17 protein-coding genes are annotated in these 19,233 nt (G+C 59.5%); 9 read left to right on the top strand and 8 right to left on the bottom strand.

Annotated features, from left to right (window positions below):
- Positions 1-34: 34 nt before the first annotated feature.
- Genes arsC through AC1MDT_RS15190 form a run of 3 tightly spaced genes read left to right on the top strand, consistent with a single transcriptional unit; the run spans position 35 to position 1,408 of the window.
- A complete protein-coding gene (gene arsC, locus AC1MDT_RS15180) occupies positions 35-388 on the top strand; it encodes an arsenate reductase (glutaredoxin) (protein WP_201114014.1) in 354 nt (117 codons plus the stop codon).
- The gene (wrbA, locus tag AC1MDT_RS15185) at positions 385-981 is read left to right on the top strand and encodes an NAD(P)H:quinone oxidoreductase (RefSeq protein WP_480417933.1); all 597 of its coding nucleotides are present in this window, start codon (positions 385-387) and stop codon (positions 979-981) included. The genes arsC and wrbA overlap by 4 nt, the downstream gene beginning before the upstream one ends.
- A 1-nt stretch (position 982) precedes the next feature.
- Positions 983-1,408: a DUF2069 domain-containing protein gene (locus AC1MDT_RS15190; protein ID WP_480417934.1), complete on the top strand. Its 426-nt coding sequence runs from the start codon at positions 983-985 to the stop codon at positions 1,406-1,408.
- Between the two features lie 99 nt (positions 1,409-1,507).
- Here AC1MDT_RS15190 and AC1MDT_RS15195 read toward each other — a convergent pair whose 3' ends face one another.
- Positions 1,508-2,182, bottom strand: coding sequence for a DNA-3-methyladenine glycosylase I (locus AC1MDT_RS15195; RefSeq protein ID WP_462004455.1), 675 nt, complete (start codon positions 2,180-2,182; stop codon positions 1,508-1,510).
- A 126-nt stretch (positions 2,183-2,308) separates the two neighbouring features.
- Positions 2,309-3,133 carry a tRNA 2-thiocytidine(32) synthetase TtcA gene (ttcA, locus tag AC1MDT_RS15200; RefSeq protein WP_480417935.1) on the bottom strand — a complete coding sequence of 275 codons (825 nt, stop codon included), beginning with the start codon at positions 3,131-3,133 and terminating at the stop codon, positions 2,309-2,311.
- Positions 3,134-3,415: 282 nt separating this feature from the next.
- Here ttcA and AC1MDT_RS15205 point away from each other — a divergent pair, with 282 nt between their 5' ends.
- On the top strand, positions 3,416-4,018 hold the full coding sequence (locus AC1MDT_RS15205) for a Yip1 family protein (protein ID WP_480417936.1): 603 nt from the start codon (positions 3,416-3,418) through the stop codon (positions 4,016-4,018).
- A 158-nt stretch (positions 4,019-4,176) separates the two neighbouring features.
- Positions 4,177-4,671, top strand: a complete 495-nt coding sequence (locus AC1MDT_RS15210) for a SprT family zinc-dependent metalloprotease (protein ID WP_480417937.1) — start codon at positions 4,177-4,179, stop codon at positions 4,669-4,671.
- A gap of 119 nt (positions 4,672-4,790) precedes the next feature.
- Here AC1MDT_RS15210 and AC1MDT_RS15215 read toward each other — a convergent pair whose 3' ends face one another.
- On the bottom strand, positions 4,791-5,972 hold the full coding sequence (locus AC1MDT_RS15215; protein ID WP_480417939.1) for a CaiB/BaiF CoA transferase family protein: 1,182 nt from the start codon (positions 5,970-5,972) through the stop codon (positions 4,791-4,793).
- A gap of 262 nt (positions 5,973-6,234) precedes the next feature.
- A complete protein-coding gene (locus AC1MDT_RS15220; RefSeq protein ID WP_480417940.1) occupies positions 6,235-7,569 on the bottom strand; it encodes a dicarboxylate/amino acid:cation symporter in 1,335 nt (444 codons plus the stop codon).
- 337 nt (positions 7,570-7,906) lie between these two features.
- Here AC1MDT_RS15220 and AC1MDT_RS15225 point away from each other — a divergent pair, with 337 nt between their 5' ends.
- Positions 7,907-8,905: an AraC family transcriptional regulator gene (locus AC1MDT_RS15225; protein ID WP_480417941.1), complete on the top strand. Its 999-nt coding sequence runs from the start codon at positions 7,907-7,909 to the stop codon at positions 8,903-8,905.
- A gap of 137 nt (positions 8,906-9,042) precedes the next feature.
- On the opposite strand, the gene AC1MDT_RS15230 is transcribed toward AC1MDT_RS15225, so the two are convergent.
- Together AC1MDT_RS15230 and AC1MDT_RS15235 are read right to left on the bottom strand one after the other, a co-directional pair.
- Complete coding sequence (locus tag AC1MDT_RS15230; RefSeq protein WP_480417942.1) at positions 9,043-10,389, bottom strand: ATP-binding protein; 1,347 nt, start codon at positions 10,387-10,389, stop codon at positions 9,043-9,045.
- Positions 10,386-11,063 (bottom strand): response regulator, encoded by a 678-nt coding sequence (locus AC1MDT_RS15235; protein ID WP_480417943.1) that lies wholly within the window; start codon positions 11,061-11,063, stop codon positions 10,386-10,388. The genes AC1MDT_RS15230 and AC1MDT_RS15235 overlap by 4 nt, the downstream gene beginning before the upstream one ends.
- Positions 11,064-11,334: 271 nt before the next feature.
- On the opposite strand from AC1MDT_RS15235, the gene AC1MDT_RS15240 reads away from it, so the two are divergent.
- Both AC1MDT_RS15240 and AC1MDT_RS15245 read left to right on the top strand, forming a co-directional pair.
- Positions 11,335-12,126, top strand: coding sequence for a dienelactone hydrolase family protein (locus AC1MDT_RS15240; protein WP_480417944.1), 792 nt, complete (start codon positions 11,335-11,337; stop codon positions 12,124-12,126).
- 164 nt (positions 12,127-12,290) lie between these two features.
- Positions 12,291-13,016: a 4'-phosphopantetheinyl transferase family protein gene (locus AC1MDT_RS15245; protein WP_480417945.1), complete on the top strand. Its 726-nt coding sequence runs from the start codon at positions 12,291-12,293 to the stop codon at positions 13,014-13,016.
- A 150-nt stretch (positions 13,017-13,166) separates the two neighbouring features.
- Here AC1MDT_RS15245 and AC1MDT_RS15250 read toward each other — a convergent pair whose 3' ends face one another.
- Entirely contained in the window at positions 13,167-14,777 is a 1,611-nt protein-coding gene (locus AC1MDT_RS15250; RefSeq protein WP_480417946.1) for an ATP-binding protein, read from the bottom strand.
- Entirely contained in the window at positions 14,774-15,496 is a 723-nt protein-coding gene (locus AC1MDT_RS15255; RefSeq protein ID WP_480417947.1) for a response regulator, read from the bottom strand. The genes AC1MDT_RS15250 and AC1MDT_RS15255 overlap by 4 nt, the downstream gene beginning before the upstream one ends.
- 733 nt (positions 15,497-16,229) lie before the next feature.
- On the opposite strand from AC1MDT_RS15255, the gene AC1MDT_RS15260 reads away from it, so the two are divergent.
- Complete coding sequence (locus AC1MDT_RS15260; RefSeq protein WP_480417948.1) at positions 16,230-19,124, top strand: ribonucleoside-diphosphate reductase subunit alpha; 2,895 nt, start codon at positions 16,230-16,232, stop codon at positions 19,122-19,124.
- Positions 19,125-19,233: the final 109 nt, after the last annotated feature.

Genomic DNA, 19,233 nt, shown 5'->3' on the forward strand with positions numbered 1-19,233 from the left:
ATAGCCGTCACTTTCCGCAAGATGCGACCCGCACATGACCGATCTGACGCTTTATCACAATCCGCGCTGCTCGAAATCCCGCGGTGCGCTTGAACTGCTCGAAGCCCGTGGCCTGACCCCGACCGTGGTCCGCTACCTCGACACCCCGCTGGACGTCAGTCAAATTCAGAGCTTGCTGACCAAGCTCGGCATCAACGCCCGGCAACTGCTGCGTACCGGTGAGGACGAATACAAGACCCTCAACCTCGCCGACGCCAGCCTGAGCGAGGCGCAATTGATCGCGGCCATCGCTGCTCACCCGAAACTCATGGAGCGACCGATTCTTGAAGTCGGCGACAAGGCCATCATCGGCCGGCCGCCGGAGAATGTGCTGGAGTTGCTGCCGTGAGTGCGCCGTACATTCTGGTGTTGTATTACAGCCGCAGCGGCTCGACCAATGAAATGGCCCGGCAGATTGCCCGTGGTGTCGAGCAGTCCGGTATGGAAGCGCGCCTGCGCACGGTGCCGCCGATTTCGACCGAGTGCGAAGCCGTGTCGCCGGATATCCCTGACGAAGGCGCGCTGTACGCCAGCCTCGATGACCTGAAAAATTGCGCAGGCCTGGCCATGGGCAGTCCGACCCGCTTTGGCAATATGGCGGCGCCGCTCAAGTATTTTCTCGACGGCACCAGCAACCTGTGGCTGACCGGCGCGCTGGTGGGCAAGCCCGCCGGCGTGTTCACGTCCACCGCGAGCCTGCACGGCGGCCAGGAAACCACGCTGCTGTCGATGATGTTGCCGCTGCTGCACCACGGCATGTTGATCACCGGTCTGCCTTACAGCGAGTCGGCCCTGCTGGAAACCCGTGGCGGCGGCACGCCTTACGGCGCCAGCCATCACGCCGGGGCCGATGGCAAAAGCGGTTTGAATGAACATGAAGTGGCGCTGTGCCGGGCCTTGGGCCTGCGCTTGGCGAAGACTGCGCAACAGTTGGGGAACTGACGTGGCCAAGAAGCCGAAGATTCTGCCCTCCATCGACTGGCTGGAACCCCGGGTTCGGGCGATGCGCGTTATCAGTCTGCTGTGCTTTTTAGCGCTGGTGGGGTTGCTCTGCGTCTATTACCTGGTGGTCGCCGACCTGCATGGCGCCCGGCCGTGGGTGATTTTGCTGATCGAACTGGTGCCGCTGCTGTTGCTGGCGCCAGGGATGATTATCGGCAGCGCGCGTGGGCATTCGTGGATGTGTTTTGTGGTGAACCTGTATTTCATCAAGGGCGCATTGGCCGCGTACGACCCGAACCGGCAGTGGTTCGGGCTGCTTGAGATGGGCGCGAGCCTGGCGGTGTTCTGCTCGGCGTTGTTGTATGTGCGGTGGCGGTTTCAGTTGAATCGCAAGTTGGCGGGCGAAGGCGAGATCTCCGTCGCCTGATCTGACGCCTTCGCGAGCAGGCTCGCTCCCACATTGGATCTGTGTCGGTCACAAATCCCCTGTGGGAGCGAGCCTGCTCGCGAAGGGGTCAACTCGGTCTTAATGATTCACTGTGTAAGCCAACATCATCGAAATCTGGCTCATCGGCCGCCCACCGCTTTCTTCATGCCACTGATTGAACACGCCCTGGACCGTGGCCAGATCGCGCAAACTGGTCGGCACCTTGTCGACAATTTTCTGCGCATTCAACGCCGCCACCACGTCATAGCTCGGCACAAAGGTATCTTTGCCGACCATCCGCAAGAAGCGCGGTGCCGACAACCCACCCAGTTGATGGCCGCGTTTTTTCAAGTACGTCCACAACCCGACGATATCGGTCACCGGCCAATCGGCGATCAACGCGCCGAAGCTGCCCTTCTCATGCGCCACGTCCAGCACGAACTGCGCATTGCGCGGCACACTTTTGAGCTTGCCCAGGTGGCGGATGATCCGCGCATCCTGCATCAGGCGCTCCAGGTGCTCGGCGCTCATCAGCACGACTTTTTCCGGGTCAAACTTGAAAAAGACTTCTTCGAACGCCGGCCATTTCGCATCCACCAGACTGTGCTTGAGCCCGGCGCGGAACACGCGCAGGGCCATGGTCGAGAGGTAGCGATCGTCGCTGATCTTGCGCAATTGCGCCGGGGTCTTGGGAACGGGCAGATGGGCTTCCAGTTCAGCCGCCGAACCGAAGCGGTTCAGACAGTATTCGTGCAGCCACTTGTAATCGCGCATGCCCTCTCCTGAGGATTGAAATGAAAAACTGTGGGAGCGAGCCTGCTCGCGAAAGCGGAGTGTCAGCCAACATCAATGTTGAATGGCACACCGCTTTCGCGAGCAGGCTCGCTCCCACAATTTTGTTCAGAGATTTACAACATTAACGAAGCGCGAAGCCGCCGTTTCGTCGATCTTGAGGCTGGTGAAGTCGAACAGGTTACGGTCCGCCAGTTGCGACGGAATCACGTTCTGCAAGCTGCGGAAAATACTCTCGGTACGGCCCGGGGTCTTGCGCTCCCACTCCTGCAGCATGTCTTTGACCACCTGACGTTGCAGGTTTTCCTGAGAACCACAGAGGTTGCACGGGATGATCGGGAATTGCTTGAGGTCCGAGTAGGCCTGGATGTCTTTTTCGTTGCAGTACGCCAACGGGCGGATCACCACGTTGCGACCGTCGTCGGCGCGCAGTTTCGGCGGCATGGCCTTCAGCGAGCCGTTGAAGAACATGTTGAGGAAGAACGTCTCGACAATATCGTCGCGATGGTGACCAAGGGCCATTTTGGTCGCGCCGATTTCGTCGGCAAAGGTGTAGAGCGTGCCGCGACGCAAGCGCGAACACAGCGAACAGGTAGTCTTGCCTTCCGGGATCAGCTCCTTGACCACTGAATACGTGTCTTTCTCGACGATGTGGTACTCGATGCCCAGTTCCTTGAGGTAAGCCGGCAGCACGTCTTCGGGAAAACCTGGCTGCTTCTGGTCCATGTTCACGGCCACGATGTCGAACTTGATCGGAGCGACCTTCTGCAAATGCATCAGCACGTCGAGCATGGTGTAGCTGTCCTTGCCACCGGACAGGCAGACCATGACCTTGTCGCCGTCTTCAATCATGTTGAAATCGGCAATAGCCTCACCGGCCTGGCGGCGAAGGCGCTTTTGCAGTTTGTTCTGGTTGACCGTAAGAGTGCCCATGACGCGAATCCGTGAGGTGTGACAAAGGTCGGCATTTTACGCAAAAACGCTTCGGCGGCGAAGGGCCCGTTATCCCTCTGGGAGTGTGGTGACAGATCCTGCTGCGATTAGCGCTGTCTTTTACAGCGCGATTTGCTCTAAGTCCTATCACCTGCGCCGGTAAGTCCTTTCTATACTGCGACATAAGGTCGCACATATATCCAGACCTATTACTTACTTGGCCACTTTGGTCCGTAAGCGCTCCACTGGGGGGCGACGGTAAAAACAAGAGGAGTGACTGGCATGATCCATCACGTAGTGGGGCTGTTTACCCACCCTGACCAAGAATGGAAAGAGATTCGTGGCGATCAGGAAGAAAGCATCAGCCACATGTACCTGACGCACACGTTGATTCTGGCGGCGATCCCTGCGGTGTCGGCGTTTATCGGCACCACGAAGGTCGGCTGGGTCATTGGGAGCCGAGCGCCGGTCATGTTGACCCAGGAAAGCGCGCTATGGATGACGATCATGTCCTACCTGGCGATGCTGGGTGGTGTCGCGGTGATGGGCGCATTCATCCATTGGATGGCCCGTACTTATGACGCCAATCCAAGCCTGGCACGCTGCATTGCGTTTGCGACCTATACCGCAACCCCGCTGTTCGTTGGCGGCCTTGCGGCACTTTATCCACATATGTGGTTGGGGATGGTCGTCGGGACAGCGGCTATCTGCTACACGGTTTACCTGTTGTATGTGGGGCTACCGACGTTCATGAACATTCCATCTGACGAGGGATTCCTGTTTTCAAGTTCGGTGCTCGCCGTGGGCCTGGTGGTGCTGGTCGCTATCATGGCATTCACGGTCATTGTCTGGGGACTCGGCGTGGGGCCGGTCTATACAAATTAGCAACATGCCACCTAAAAACTAGATCTGCCAACACAGGCCGCCGCAAGGCGGCCTTCTAATTTTTCGGGACCGTACACAGCGACGACCATTCGGCGCCTTGGCGATTCGCAAGGCCCCGGGGTTGCGGCATACTCGACGTCTCTGGAGAGCCATCAAGCATGCCCGAGCAACTCAATACCCGCGTCGAAGACTGTTACCTGCAAGCCGAATCCTTTTTCAAACGAACTTTCAAACGCCCCGTGGTGAGCCTCAAGCTGCGCGGGCAAAAAGCCGGTGTCGCGCATTTGCACGAGAACCTGCTGCGCTTCAATCCGCAGCTGTACCGGGAAAACACCGAAGACTTCCTCAAGCAGACTGTGGCCCATGAAGTCGCGCACCTGATCGCCCATCAACTGTTCGGCGACCGTATCCAGCCCCATGGCGAAGAGTGGCAGTTGATCATGCGCGGCGTGTATGAACTGCCGCCCAATCGTTGCCACACCTATGACATCAAACGTCGCAGCGTGACTCGCTACATCTACAAATGCCCCTGCGCCGACAGTGATTTCCCGTTTTCGGCGCAGCGTCATGGTTTGGTGAGGCAGGGACGGCGGTATTTATGCCGCCGATGCCGCAGCACATTGGTGTTCAGTGGGGAGTTGCGGGTCGAGTGACCAGATTTTGGGTGTTTGATCTGGCCCCATCGCGAGCAAGCTCGCTCCCACAGGGATCTTTGGCGTGACATACATCCAGTGTGGGAGCGAGCTTGCTCGCGATGAGGCCCTCAATATCACTACACAACGACCTTGGCGAGCCGCAATTCTGCAATCCGCTCAGCACTAAACCCCAACTCCCCCAACACCTGATCCGTATGCTCCCCCACCGCCGCACCGATATGCCGCGGCTCAGGCAACCCAGCGGAAAACTTCAACGGGCACGCTATCTGCGCCTGAGTCGTCCCGTCACCCCGAGGCACCTCGGTCACCATCGCCCGCGCCTTCAACTGCGGATGCCGCACCGCCTCGCCTACACTCAACACCGGCTCGACGCACGCATCGACTCCGGCAAACAACGCGCACAGTTCAGCAAAATCATGCTTCTCGAATTCGATTTTCAACTCATTCTTCAGCGCCTGTTGCTGCTCGAGTTTGGGTGACAAGCCCTGGGCCGCCAGTTCCGGCCGCCCCAACGCCGTGCACAGTTGCTGCATAAATGCCGGCTCCAGGCTGCCCACCGACAACCAGCGCCCATCCCGCGAACGGTAATAGTCGTAGAAACTGCCGCCATTGAGCATCTGCTCTTCCCTGCCCGGCTCCTCGCCACAGGCCAGATACCCCGCGCCGGCCATGGCATTCAGGCTGAAAGCGCAGTCGGTCATGCTCACATCCAGGTGCTGCCCCTGCCCGGTGTGCTGGCGGGCGATCACCGCCGCCAACAGGCCGATGACCCCGTGCAACGAGCCACCGGCGATATCCGCCACCTGCATGCCCAAAGGCAGCGGCCCACTGTCGGCGCGGCCGGTGTAGCTCGCCAGCCCCGCGAGCGCCAGGTAGTTGACGTCATGGCCGGCGCGGTCCTTGAAGGGGCCGGTCTGCCCGTAACCGGTGATCGACACGTAGATCAGCTTCGGATTGATTGCCTTCAAGGCTTCATAGCCCAGGCCCAGTCGCTCCATTACGCCGGGGCGGAATTGCTCCAGCACAATGTCGTGGTCCTTGAGCAACTGCTTGACCACTTCCTGCGCCTCGGGTTGCTTGAGGTCCAGCGCGAGGCTGCGCTTGTTGCGATTGAGATAGGCATGGCTGGCGGAGACGCCCTGATCGTGAGGCGGCAGCACTCGCAGCAGATCCATGCGGGTCGGCGACTCGATGCGCAAGACCTCGGCGCCCATGTCCGCCAGCAACAACGAGGCGAACGGCCCCGGCAGCAGTGTCGAGAAATCCAGAACCTTGAGTGATGCCAGTGGACCGAGCATGAGCGTTCTCCTTAAACAATGCCCCAGCCTAGGCAGCCAGCGGCATCGCAGCAATCACCTTATGCGTCAGATGCGCTGACCGTTGCGCTCAAATCGCAGGCAAAAAAAACCCGCCGAAGCGGGTAGTGCCGTAGGAGCGAGCTTGCTCCGGGCGGCGTTCCGACGATGGTCGTTAACGAAAACGGGGTTTACCTGGCTAAACGCAGCGTTTTGAAGTCCATCGCGAGCAGGCTCGCTCCTACAGTTCTCTCAACAGCGAGTCTTACTTGACGTTGCTCGGGGTTGGGCCTTCGGCCACGCCCAGGTCGTCTTCAGCGCGCTCGTCGGAAATGCCGCGACCGCCGGAAGCCAGTTCCGCATGCATCACGTCAACGTCCAGCTCCTTGACCCACTTGGCCACCACCAGGGTGGCAACCGCGTTACCGACCAGATTGGTCAGCGCACGGGCTTCAGACATGAAGCGGTCTATCCCGAGGATCAGCGCCAGGCCAGCCACCGGCAAGTGGCCCACGGCGGACAGGGTAGCCGCCAGTACAATGAAGCCGCTACCGGTCACGCCAGCAGCGCCTTTGGAGGACAGCAACAACACCACCAGCAGCGTGATCTGGTGAGTGATGTCCATGTGGGAGTCGGTCGCTTGAGCGATGAACACGGCCGCCATGGTCAGGTAGATCGCCGTACCGTCCAGGTTGAACGAGTAACCGGTCGGGATCACCAGGCCTACCACGGATTTCTTCGCGCCCAGACGCTCCATCTTGATCAGCATGCGTGGCAACACCGATTCCGACGAAGAAGTCCCCAGCACAATCAGCAGTTCTTCACGGATGTAGCGAATCACTTTCAGCACGCTGAAGCCGTGAGCGCGAGCGATAGCGCCCAGCACAACGAGCACGAACACCAGGCACGTGATGTAGAAGCACGCCATCAACTGACCCAGTTGCACCAGCGAGCCAACACCGTACGCACCGATGGTGAACGCCATGGCGCCCAAGGCACCGAGTGGCGCGAGCTTCATGATCATGTTGATGATGTTGAACATCACGTGAGCGAAACGATCGATGAAGTCCAGGATCGGCTTGCCGTAGGCACCCAGGCGATGCAGGGCGAAACCAAAGATCACCGAGAACATCAGCACTTGCAGGATGTCACCGGTCGCGAACGCACCAACGATGGTGTTCGGGATGATGTTCAACAGAAAGCCAATGACGCTTTGATCAGCACCGGCTGCGACATACTGAGCGACTTTGGAGGCATCCAGGGTCGTCGCGTCGATGTGCATGCCGGCACCCGGTTGCACGACGTTGACCACCACCAGGCCCACCAGCAGGGCGATGGTCGAAACGACTTCGAAGTAGAGCAGCGCGTAACCGCCCGTCTTGCCAACCGATTTCATGCTCTGCATGCCTGCAATACCGCTGACGACGGTGCAGAAGATAATCGGGGCGATGATCATTTTGATCAGTTTGATGAACCCGTCACCCAGCGGCTTGAGGGCCACACCGGTCTGCGGGTAGAAGTGACCGACCAGGATGCCGATGGCGATGGCAACGATCACCTGAAAATACAGGGATTTGTACAGTGGCTGACGAGTCGTCATTGCAAAGTTCCTCAAGAGTGCCCGCCGACAACATCCATCTGTTGTCCCTGACACCTGAATTGCGAACCCTCCTGCACTGGAGGGATTTGTTTTTCGAGCTGCGCGTGGCAAGCATCTGCTCGTTGTATCGCAAGGCCCGTGCCACCTTTGCCGAACTGCCTGCAAGCCTTTCGACATCAAGGGTTACAGCTTATTCCTTGTAACCGATCGGTGACTGCGCAGTGGCGGATTTCCGCCTATCCGCCAAAACCTCTCCTGCAATTTGGCGGATATCCGCCTTGTTCATCGCCAGACACCACGTCTACTATCCGCCATTCAATGGACGGACCTGCCTGCTATGCGCGAACGCACCATCGCCAGTCATTTCGCCCGTGCAGCCCTAGGTGGCGCGCGCCGGCTGGGATACGACTATTCAAATCTTCTGCAACAACTCGGCATCAGTCCCGAATGGCTGGATGAGCCGCGTGCGCGGATTGCGCCTGAGCAGTTCACCCGATTGATCCAGGGGTTGTGGCTGGCGCTCGACGACGAATACCTTGGCTTTGGCCCGGCTCCGAGCAAAACCGGCAGCTTCGCAATGATGTGCCACGCCCTGATCCACTGCCGTAATCTGGATAAAGCGCTCCATCGCGGCTTATTGTTTTATAGCCTATTCCCCGACGGGCCGCGTCTGACCCTGACCTTTGAAGAGGACAGGGTCCGCCTCAGCCTGGACGATTCGCAGTTTTGCGACCCCGACCATTTCCTCACCGAAAGCCAGCTGATGGTGTGGCATCGCCTCGCCAGCTGGCTGATCGGCCAGCGCATTCGTTTGGAACAGGCCACTTTCAGCTACCCGAAACCTGAGCACGGCGCCGAATACGATTTGCTGTTCCCTTGCCCGATGGTGTTTTCGCAGGCGCAGAGCAGCCTGCTGTTTAACCGTCGCTACCTGGACATGCCGTTGTTACAGGATGAGCGGACTCTCAAGCATTTTCTCGAACGCTCGCCCGCCGACCTGTTGGCCCGCCCGGATGACGGCGACAGCCTGAGCAGCCAATTGCGGCGCCTGCTTAGCCGCGACAGTTCACGCTGGCCGGATCTTGAAGCGGTGGCCGCGCACCTGCACATCAGCCCGCAGACCTTGCGTCGGCATCTGCGAGAAGAGGGTTCAAGTTTTCAGGAGCTGAAGGATCAGTTACGCCGGGACATTGCGATTTATCACTTGGGGCGTGCCGACCTGTCGTTGCAACAGATTGCCGAGCAGTTGGGGTTTTCCGAGCCTTCGGCGTTTCACCGGGCGTTCAAGAAGTGGACCGGATTGACGCCAGGGGCTTATCGCGCCCAGGAGCACTGAGTTTTCGGGGGTATCGACAGGCCCCATCGCGAGCAAGCTCGCTCCCACATTTGATCTTCGGTGAACACACAATTTGTGAACACCCACGATCCAATGTGGGAGCGAGCCTGCTCGCGAAGGGGCCCTCAAGACCACCATCAAACCACCGGAAAATGAATCCGGAACGCCGCCCCGCCCAGAGGCGAATCCCCCAGGGTCAGTTTCGCGCTGTAGCTCTCGATGATGTCCTTGACCACCGCCAAGCCAATCCCCTGCCCCGGGTGCTGAAGATCAAGCCTTTCGCCGCGCTGAAGTATCCGCGCACGCTGGTCCGGCGGCACACCGGGCCCATCATCCTCGACGCACAACTCGACGCCGCTGAGCGTCTCACGCACGCTGATGCGCACTTCGCCGAGGCACAGGCGATAGGCGTTTTCCAGCAGGTTGCCCATCATCTCCAGCAAGGCGCCCTGCTCGATCGGCACGTAACACTGATCCGGCAGATCGAAAGCGACCTGCACGCGTTTGTCGCGATAAACCTTGTCCAGCGTTTCGCAGAGGCTTTTCAGCACCGGCTGCAAGCGTACCTGGTGGCGCACCAGGCCGCTTTTGCGCAGGCTGGCGCGTTGCAACTGATAGCTGATCTGTTGGCTCATGCGCTCGATCTGGGTTTGCAGCCTCCAGGCTTGATCGCGATTTTCGGGGCGCAGCGCCATGTCCTCGCTGACGCCTTGCAACACCGTCAACGGCGTTTTCAGGCTGTGAGCCAGGTCATCCAATGAATCCCGGTAACGGCTGCGCTGCTCGCGCTCGCTGTGCAGCAAGCGGTTGAGGGAACCGGTCAGGCGCAGCAGTTCACGCGGGTGTTGTTCACTGAGGCTTTCGCGGGTGCCGTTTTCAATCTCGTCGAGTTCCTGACTCAGCCGGCGCAATGCCTGCAAGCCCCAGGTCAGGCCGATCCACAGCAACGCCAGCAGCACCAGCAAGGCTGCGCCAAACCCCAGGTAGAGATTTTCCCGCAAACCTTCGAGGGTAGCTTCGTACTCACGCACCGGTTGCAGCGCGACGATGCTGAACGCCGCACTTTTGCCGCCCAGCAGCTTGACCTCGACGTCATAAACAAAGAATTCCTGGCCATTGGCCTCGCGAATCCTCGCAAACTCGTTACCGCGTCCGTCGTAACGCGGTTTGTAATTGATGTTCTCTTCCTGGGTGCCCTTCGAGCGCCAGACCAGTTGGCCTTCGCGGTCGTAGATGTAGCCGAGCAAACGGCTGTCGGTCAGGTTGAAGCGTTCATCGGGCAATTGCGTCGGCATCAGCAATTGATTGTTCTCCACCCGGGCGGCGGAGATCAGCGTGGTGACGTCCGACGCCAGGCGCTGCTCGATCGAATCCTGCAACGCCAGGCTGAACGCACCCTGCATCGCCGGGAGCAACGCCAGCATGAACAACACCGCCAGAAGGGTGGCGGCGAGCATCAAACGGACGCGAAGAGAACGAATCAAGTGCAGCGCTCATTGAACAGGTAGCCGAGGCCGCGCACGGTATCGATCGGCTTGAATCCGGTCGGGCCTTCGAGTTTGCGGCGCAGACGACCGACGAGCACTTCGATCACGTTTGGATCACGCTCGTCGTCGTCCGGGTAGAGCTGTTCCATCAAACGGTCCTTGGCCACCACTTGCCGGTGATGCCGCATCAGGTACTCGAGGATCCGGTACTCGTACGCGGTCAGCGCCAGCGGTTGTTCATCGAGAGACGCCTGCTTGCGATTGAGGTCAAGTAGCAGCGGCCCCGCCACAATCGTCGATTGGGTGAAACCACTGGAGCGGCGCAGCAAAGCATTGAGCCGGGCGTCCAGCTCTTCAAACTGGAACGGCTTGACCACGTAATCGTCAGCACCGGCGGCCAGGCCTTCGACCTTGTCCTGCCAGTTACCGCGTGCGGTGAGGATCAGAATCGGAAACGTCTTGCCCTGGGCGCGCAACTGACGGATCAAATCAAGCCCGCCCATGCCCGGCAGCCCGAGGTCGATCACCGCCAGGTCATGGTTGAACTGCTCGGTCTGGTACAGCGCCTCCTCGGCATTGGCCACGGATTCGACCACATGGCCGCTATCCGTCAGGCGGGTTTGCAGGTGATGGCGCAACAGCGCTTCATCTTCGACGACCAGCAGTTTCATAACACTCTCCCGGGTAAATCAACCTCTCCAAAGGCAACGGTGTACCCCGATGGCTAACAGCGCGATGATTCGCCGCCATCCACCAGTCAGGACAGATCGTAGCGACCCATGAGACCTTCCTCACGGAGTTTAATGCCATTGTGCGAGACAGACACGTTGTCGTAAGCAAGGTTACGCACCCGGCCCTGAACTCACCCTGAACGCACACTGAACCTAAGCTGAATCAGATCGACTAGGCTGTTCTGACGACTTCCTTGCAGGAGATTCAACCATGCGCGTGTTTCTCGCCCTCGTATTACTGGCTTTGAGCGGGCTCAGCCAAGCCGCGATCAAGACCCAGGAGATTCCCTACCAAAGCGCCGACGGTACCAAAATGATCGGCTACTACGCCTACGACGATGCCATTAAAGGTCCGCGCCCGGGTGTCGTGGTGGTGCATGAATTCTGGGGCCTGAACGATTACGCCAAGCGCCGCGCACGAGACCTGGCCGGGTTGGGCTACAGCGCACTGGCGATCGACATGTATGGCGACGGCAAGAACACCGAACATCCCAAGGACGCCATGGCCTTTATGCAAGCCGTTCTGAAGGACAGTGCCGTGGCCAGCGCGCGGTTTCAGGCCGGACTCGACTTGCTGAAGAAGCAGCCGCAAACCAATCCGGACAAAATCGCCGCCATCGGTTACTGCTTCGGCGGTGGAGTGGTACTGAATGCAGCCCGACAGGGCGAGCCGTTGGCCGGCGTGGTGAGTTTCCACGGTGCACTGGCGACCAATACGCCGGCGACGCCCGGCAGCGTAAAGGCGAAAATCCTGGTCGAGCACGGTGCGCTGGACAGCATGGTGACGGCGGATAATGTAGCGGCGTTCAAGGCCGAGATGGACAAGGCCGGGGCTGATTACAAGTTCGTCAGCCTGGATGGCGCCAAGCACGGCTTCAGCAATCCTGATGCGGATCGCCTGAGTCATGGCGATCATGGTGGGCCGGACATTGGTTACAACAAAGCAGCAGATGAGCGCTCATGGGCGGATATGCAGGCGTTCTTCAAGAAAATTTTTGGTTAATCCGTCAGACCGCGGCGCGGCCATTCGCGAGCAGGCTCGCTCCCACAGGGGATCTTCGATATGACTTCGATCCAGTGTGGGAGCGAGCCTGCTCGCGATGGCAACACCACTGACCGAAACCTTTGCACTACCCAGCCTGAAGGCAACCCGGCAAAATGCCCGACATGAATCCCGCCCCTGCCCTACCCGCCTGCTGCACCCCACTCGATGCCCATTGGCCGCTGCCCTTTGTGCTGCCCGATACCGTGCTGTTGAGTACCCACTTCGATACCTCGCAACTGGCCAGCGATGATTTTCAACGTAGCGCCATCGAGCCGCCTGCCAGCATCCAGCGCTCGGTCGCCAAGCGTCAGGCGGAGTTTCTCGCCGGTCGGATCTGCGCGCGAGCCGCGTTGCAACAGCTGGAAGGCCTGAGCCACAGCCCGGCCGTTGGTGAGGACCGAGCGCCCGTGTGGCCGCCGCACATCACCGGCTCGATCACCCACAGCACCGGCCGGGCCGCCGCGATCGTCGCAAAGAAATCCGATTGGCGCGGACTGGGAATGGACCTGGAAAACCTGCTCAATCCTGAGCGGGCTGAACGCCTGGCCGGGGAAATCCTCACCCCCCCGGAATTGCAGCGCATGGCCACCGGCCGTCGCGATCAGTTGGCCATGTGGGTAACGCTGACGTTTTCGGTGAAGGAAAGTTTGTTCAAGGCCCTTTACCCGATCGTGCAGCAGCGCTTCTATTTCGAACACGCCGAGGTGCTGGAATGGACCGAAAGCGGTCAGGTACGACTGCGGTTGCTGACCGACCTGTCCAGCGAATGGCGCTACGGCACCGAACTGGATGCGCAGTTTGGGGTTATGGATGGGCAGTTGTTGAGCCTGGTCAGTATCAAGGCCTGACCCTTGTAGCAGCTGGCGAAGCCTGCGTTCGGCTGCGCAGCAGTCGTAAACCCTGCATACGCGTTTTGCCTGAAACACTGCGGTGCCTGGCTTGGCGACTGCTTCGCAGCCGAACGCAGGCTTCGCCAGCTGCTACAAGTATGCCAAGCCTTACCGTTTTTCCTGATTCCTCGGCCAACTCAGGCTGAAACACGCACCACCCAGATTTTTGCTTTTGCTGATCAGCGCCCGTCCCCCGTGCCAATGAATAATCCGCCGCACGATGGACAACCCCAACCCATGTCCGCCCGAGGCGCGGGTCCGGCTGTCATCGAGACGCAGGAACGGGGTGAAGATTTTTTCCCAGGCATTTTCCGGCACGCCCGGCCCGTCATCCTCTATATCTACCCGACAGCGCTGCTGCCCCACCTGATAACTGACGGTCACCCGGGACGCCGCGTGACGCATGGCGTTACTCACCAGGTTCTGTATCGCCCGGTGCAAATAACGCGGCTCCGCCTCGACCCACGCGTCGTCGCAATCGGCAGCCGACAGACACAAACCGCGCTGGACCGTGACCTCGGCCCGAAGGGGCGCCAGCTCCTCAATGACTTGATTGACCAGTGCATCCAGATCGATCCGCTGGAAATTCAGGGCCGGCGAGCCCTGCTCCAACCGCGCATACGTCAGCATCTCGTCCACCAGCCGATCCAGATCCTCGATGTCGTGGTCCATGCCTTCGCGGTACTTTTCCAACGCTTGCGGCGTGGTCGCCGAGCCGATCATCTCCAGGCCAAAACGCAGCCGCGCCACCGGAGTGCGCAATTCGTGGGACACGGCACGCACCAGTTCCCGCTGGATCGCCAGCAATTGCTGCAAGTGCTCGGCCATGCCATTGAACGCCGAGGCCAAGCGCCCCACTGAATCCGCACCGCGTGCCGGCACGCGGGTTTCCAGGCTGCCCTTGGCGATGCGCGTAGCCGCGGCTTCGAGACCGCGTAATCGGCGTTCCAGTTGGCGCACCAACAGGTAAACGATCAAACCGATCAGGCTCAAACCAAGGGCCGCGATCAGCACCAGCCATTCCGGTGGATACGGGTTCATCTGATACAGCGGGCCGATTTCCAGCACCCATGGCGTACCGACCATCCCGGAGAACACCCGGATCGAATCCCCGCCCTTGCCCAGCGCCATCACCGTGTCGCCTTCGGACACCCGACGGCTCTGGTCTTCGTCCATGTCGGCCTCTTCGACCGTGACCAGTCGCAGATCAAAGCCAAAACCCTTCTCGTCCTTTATTTGCGCCAGACGCTTGGGCTGCTCGGCCACCGGTACTCGCACCAGCTCATCGGCCAGCAGGTAAATAGTGGCCCGGGCCAGTTGTTCGCTGATCTGTTGGACTTCGCCGGTGAGGACCAGCTGCTCCTTGTCGCTGACCAACCGGTAAACCTTCGCCGCATGCGGACCGGTCTGCTCCACCAGCGCCTGGCCCCGCAGCACTCGGGTGCGCTGGCTGAGATCGAGGTCGGTCTGGGCGAACGTCTTCAGCGCCAGAGGAATCCCCAACAATCGCTCCCACACCACCAAGGCACGATGGCGCTCGGTATCGCTCATCGGTTGCAGGTTGATGGCCATCAGCGAGAACGTACCGTGGGCCAGACGCTCGCGGTATTGCTCGCTACGCACCTGGTTGAGCATGTGCAAGGCCAGTACGCCGAGCACCGCCACCAGAATCAGCGCCGCGCACATGCCGCCATAGATGCGCAGAAAGATCGAGTTCACAGGGACAGGTCTGCGCAGGCCTCGGGAACAAACAGATAACCTTTGCTGCGCACGGTCTTGATCAGTCGCGGATGCTCCGGATCATCGCCGATCTTCGGCCGAATTCGCGAGATGCGCACGTCGATGGAGCGGTCCTGACCGTCATAGCCAATGCCGCGCAGCGCGGTGAAGATTTCTTCCCGGGACAGAATGCGCCCGGCATTTACCACCAGCAGCCAGAGCAGGTCGAACTCGGCGCTGGTCAATTCGATACCGACGTCATGCAGCCACGCTTCGCGCAACGCGTTATCCACCACCAGCGGGCCGAACTGTAAACGTCGTTGTTTTTCCGGGGCCACTTCCGGGGCTTCACTGCGTCGCAGCAGGGCCTGGATGCGTGCCAGCAGCAGGCGTGGACGAACGGGTTTGCACACGTAGTCGTCGGCGCCCAGATCGAGACCCAGGATCTGGTCAGTGTCATCGGTACGGGCCGTGAGCATCAGGATCGGTCCGTCGTAACGATCGCGGACCTTGCGGCAGATGCTCAGGCCATCTTCACCGGGAAGCATCAGGTCGAGGATGACCAGATCCGGTTGCTCGCTGAGAATGCGCGCCACCGCCCGCGCCCCATCGCCCTCGATCGACACGCGCAGACCATTGGCTTCAAGGTAATCGCGGGTCAGTTCGGCCAGACGCTGGTCGTCCTCCACAATCAATATCTGCCAGGAATCTTGCTCCACGGGTGACCTCTGCTTGCCAACAACACTTATAAGGAAGGATCCACCCGTCTTTTTGTAATGATGAGGGAGGATAAGGATGCGTCTGTACTGGCCGATTGTATAAACGCCGCTCGCCGAGAACACAAGCCTGCAAATGCGTTCGGACTCGCTGTTTTTTTGTGATAGGGTTCGCGCCCTTAAAAACTCGGCTGACTGTTTTCAATCAATGAAAATCAGTGAAAAACGGTCCGCTCCAGCTATGTCGCGGCCTACACGCCCGTTCCAACTTTCACACACAATTTACGCACAGGCTTATCCACAGGCAGTACGTTGCAACACCCTCAAAAACGCATTATCTTGTAGCTCGGCGCAAAAAAAACCCTACATGTAGGGTTTTTGCTAAAACGCCCAACCACATTTCAGACCAGAAACTCAAGCGCTTTATTGCCTGTTTATGGTTGAACCCAGCGTAATTTTACAAGCCCAAACCGCACTGCGGATGGCACCGTTTTTTCAGGCCAGAACGGCCAGAACGGTACGGGTGTTGCAGAGATTACTGCCACCCGGAATGGAATCCGGTTTCGAGCCCAGGCTCGCAGCCAAAGACTTCGGCAAGGAAGCGGCATCATTAGCCTTTTTCCTACTGTCCTGAAGTTGTTATGCCCGACGCCCGTCGGTTGTAGTGCTTCAGGACAGAACGGTGGGCACCGTGAAGGTGCCCAAACAAACATAGAGAATGTGGAGACAACCCCCCATGCAAACCGACACAACTCGCGAGAACCCGCAGGGTACCTTGCCGCAGGCCGCTGATTCGACTTCGGATCTGTCCGCCACCGCGCCAGGCCAGCTGCGTGTGATCAAGCGTAACGGCACTGTCGTTCCTTACACCGATGACAAGATCACCGTCGCCATCACCAAAGCGTTTCTCGCAGTTGAGGGCGGCACCGCTGCCGCTTCGTCGCGAATCCATGACACCGTTGCCCGCCTGACCGAACAAGTCACCGCAACCTTCAAGCGTCGCATGCCATCGGGCGGCACCATCCACATCGAAGAAATCCAGGATCAGGTCGAACTGGCCCTGATGCGTGCCGGCGAGCAGAAAGTAGCCCGCGACTACGTGATCTACCGCGACGGTCGTTCGAAAGAACGCGCCGCCCACGCCCCGGCCGCAGAAGCTGTCAACGCTCACCCGTCGATCCGCATCACCCGCGCTGATGGCACCTTTGCTCCTTTGGACATGGGCCGTCTGAACACCATCGTCACCGAAGCGTGCGAAGGCCTGGAAGAAGTCGACGGCGACCTGATCCAGCGCGAAACCCTGAAAAACCTGTACGACGGCGTGGCGCTGACCGACGTCAACACCGCGTTGGTGATGACCGCCCGTACGCTGGTCGAGCGTGAGCCGAACTACTCGTTCGTGACCGCTCGCCTGCTGATGGACACCCTGCGCGCCGAAGGCCTGAGTTTCCTGGAAGTCGCTGAAAGCGCCACTCACCATGAAATGGTCGACCTGTACGCCAAGGCCCTGCCTTCGTACATCGCCAAGGGTATCGAATTCGAATTGCTGAACCCGGTCCTGGCAACCTTCGACCTGGAAAAACTCGGCAAGGCACTCAACCACGAGCGCGATCAGCAGTTTACGTACCTGGGCCTGCAAACCCTGTACGACCGTTACTTCATCCACAAGGATGGCGTGCGTTTCGAACTGCCACAGATTTTCTTCATGCGCGTGGCCATGGGCCTGGCGATCGAAGAGAAGAATAAAGAAGACCGTGCGATCGAGTTCTACAACCTGTTGTCGTCTTTCGACTACATGTCCTCGACGCCAACCCTGTTCAACGCCGGCACCCTGCGCCCACAACTGTCGAGCTGCTACCTGACCACCGTGCCGGATGACCTGTCGGGCATTTACCACGCGATTCACGACAACGCCATGTTGTCGAAGTTTGCAGGCGGCCTGGGCAACGACTGGACCCCGGTTCGTGCATTGGGTTCGTACATCAAGGGCACCAACGGCAAATCCCAGGGCGTTGTTCCGTTCCTGAAAGTGGTGAACGATACCGCCGTCGCGGTTAACCAGGGTGGCAAGCGCAAAGGCGCTGTCTGTGCCTACCTGGAAACCTGGCACATGGACATCGAAGAGTTCATCGAGCTGCGCAAGAACACCGGTGATGACCGTCGTCGTACCCACGACATGAACACTGCCAACTGGATCCCTGACCTGTTCATGAAGCGCGTCTTCGATGATGGCAAGTGGACTCTGTTCTCGCCGTCCGAGGTGCCAGACCTGCATGACCTGACCGGCAAGGCCTTCGAAGAGCGTTACGAGTACTACGAAGCCCTGTCCGAGTACCCAGGCAAGATCAAACTGTTCAAGACCATCCAGGCCAAAGACCTGTGGCGCAAAATGCTGTCGATGCTGTTTGAAACCGGCCACCCATGGCTGACTTTCAAAGACCCGTGCAACCTGCGCAGCCCGCAGCAGCACGTCGGCGTGGTTCACAGCTCGAACCTGTGCACCGAGATCACCTTGAACACCAACAAGGACGAGATCGCCGTTTGCAACCTGGGCTCGATCAACCTGCCGAACCATATCGTCAACGGCAAGCTGGACACCGCCAAGCTGGAACGCACCGTGAACACCGCTGTTCGCATGCTCGATAACGTTATCGACATCAACTACTACTCGGTGCCACAAGCGAAGAACTCCAACTTCAAGCACCGTCCGGTCGGCCTCGGTATCATGGGCTTCCAGGACGCGCTGTACCTGCAGCACATCCCTTACGGTTCCGACGCAGCCGTCGAGTTCGCCGACAAGTCGATGGAAGCGGTCAGCTACTACGCGATCCAGGCCTCCTGCGACCTGGCCGATGAGCGCGGCGCTTACGAGACGTTCCAGGGTTCGCTGTGGTCCAAAGGCATTCTGCCGCTGGATTCGCAACAGATCCTGATCGAGCAACGCGGCCAGAAGTACATCGACGTTGACCTGAACGAATCCCTGGACTGGGCACCGGTTCGCGCCCGTGTACAGAAAGGCATTCGTAACTCCAACATCATGGCCATCGCACCGACCGCGACCATCGCCAACATCACTGGCGTATCGCAGTCGATCGAACCGACCTACCAGAACCTTTATGTGAAATCGAACCTGTCGGGCGAATTCACCGTAATCAACCCGTACCTGGTTCGTGACCTGAAGGCTCGCGGTCTGTGGGACTCGGTCATGATCAACGACCTGAAGTACTACGACGGTTCCGTGCAGCAGATCGAGCGCATCCCGCAAGAACTCAAAGAGCTCTATGCGACGGCTTTCGAAGTGGACACCAAGTGGATCGTCGACGCGGCAAGCCGTCGTCAGAAGTGGATCGACCAGGCTCAGTCGCTGAACCTGTACATCGCTGGCGCTTCGGGCAAGAAGCTGGACGTGACCTACCGCATGGCCTGGTACCGTGGTCTGAAAACCACTTACTACCTCCGCGCCCTGGCCGCGACCAGCACCGAGAAGTCGACCATCAACACCGGCAAGCTGAACGCTGTTTCCAGCGGCGGCAACCACGGTGACGACTCGGTCCTGGCAGCTCCAGCCGGCCCTGCGCCAGTGCCGAAGGCTTGCGCCATCGACGAGCCGGATTGCGAAGCTTGCCAATAAGCTGAGCCGGTAAGCGCTGCAAGGCGCTTACTCGAAACCCCCGACAGGCCTCTGGCTTGTCGGGGGTTTTCTTTTGCCTGTTGTAGGAGCGAGCTTGCTCCTACAAGGG

It is taken from the genome of Pseudomonas sp. ASL7, assembly GCF_056680375.1.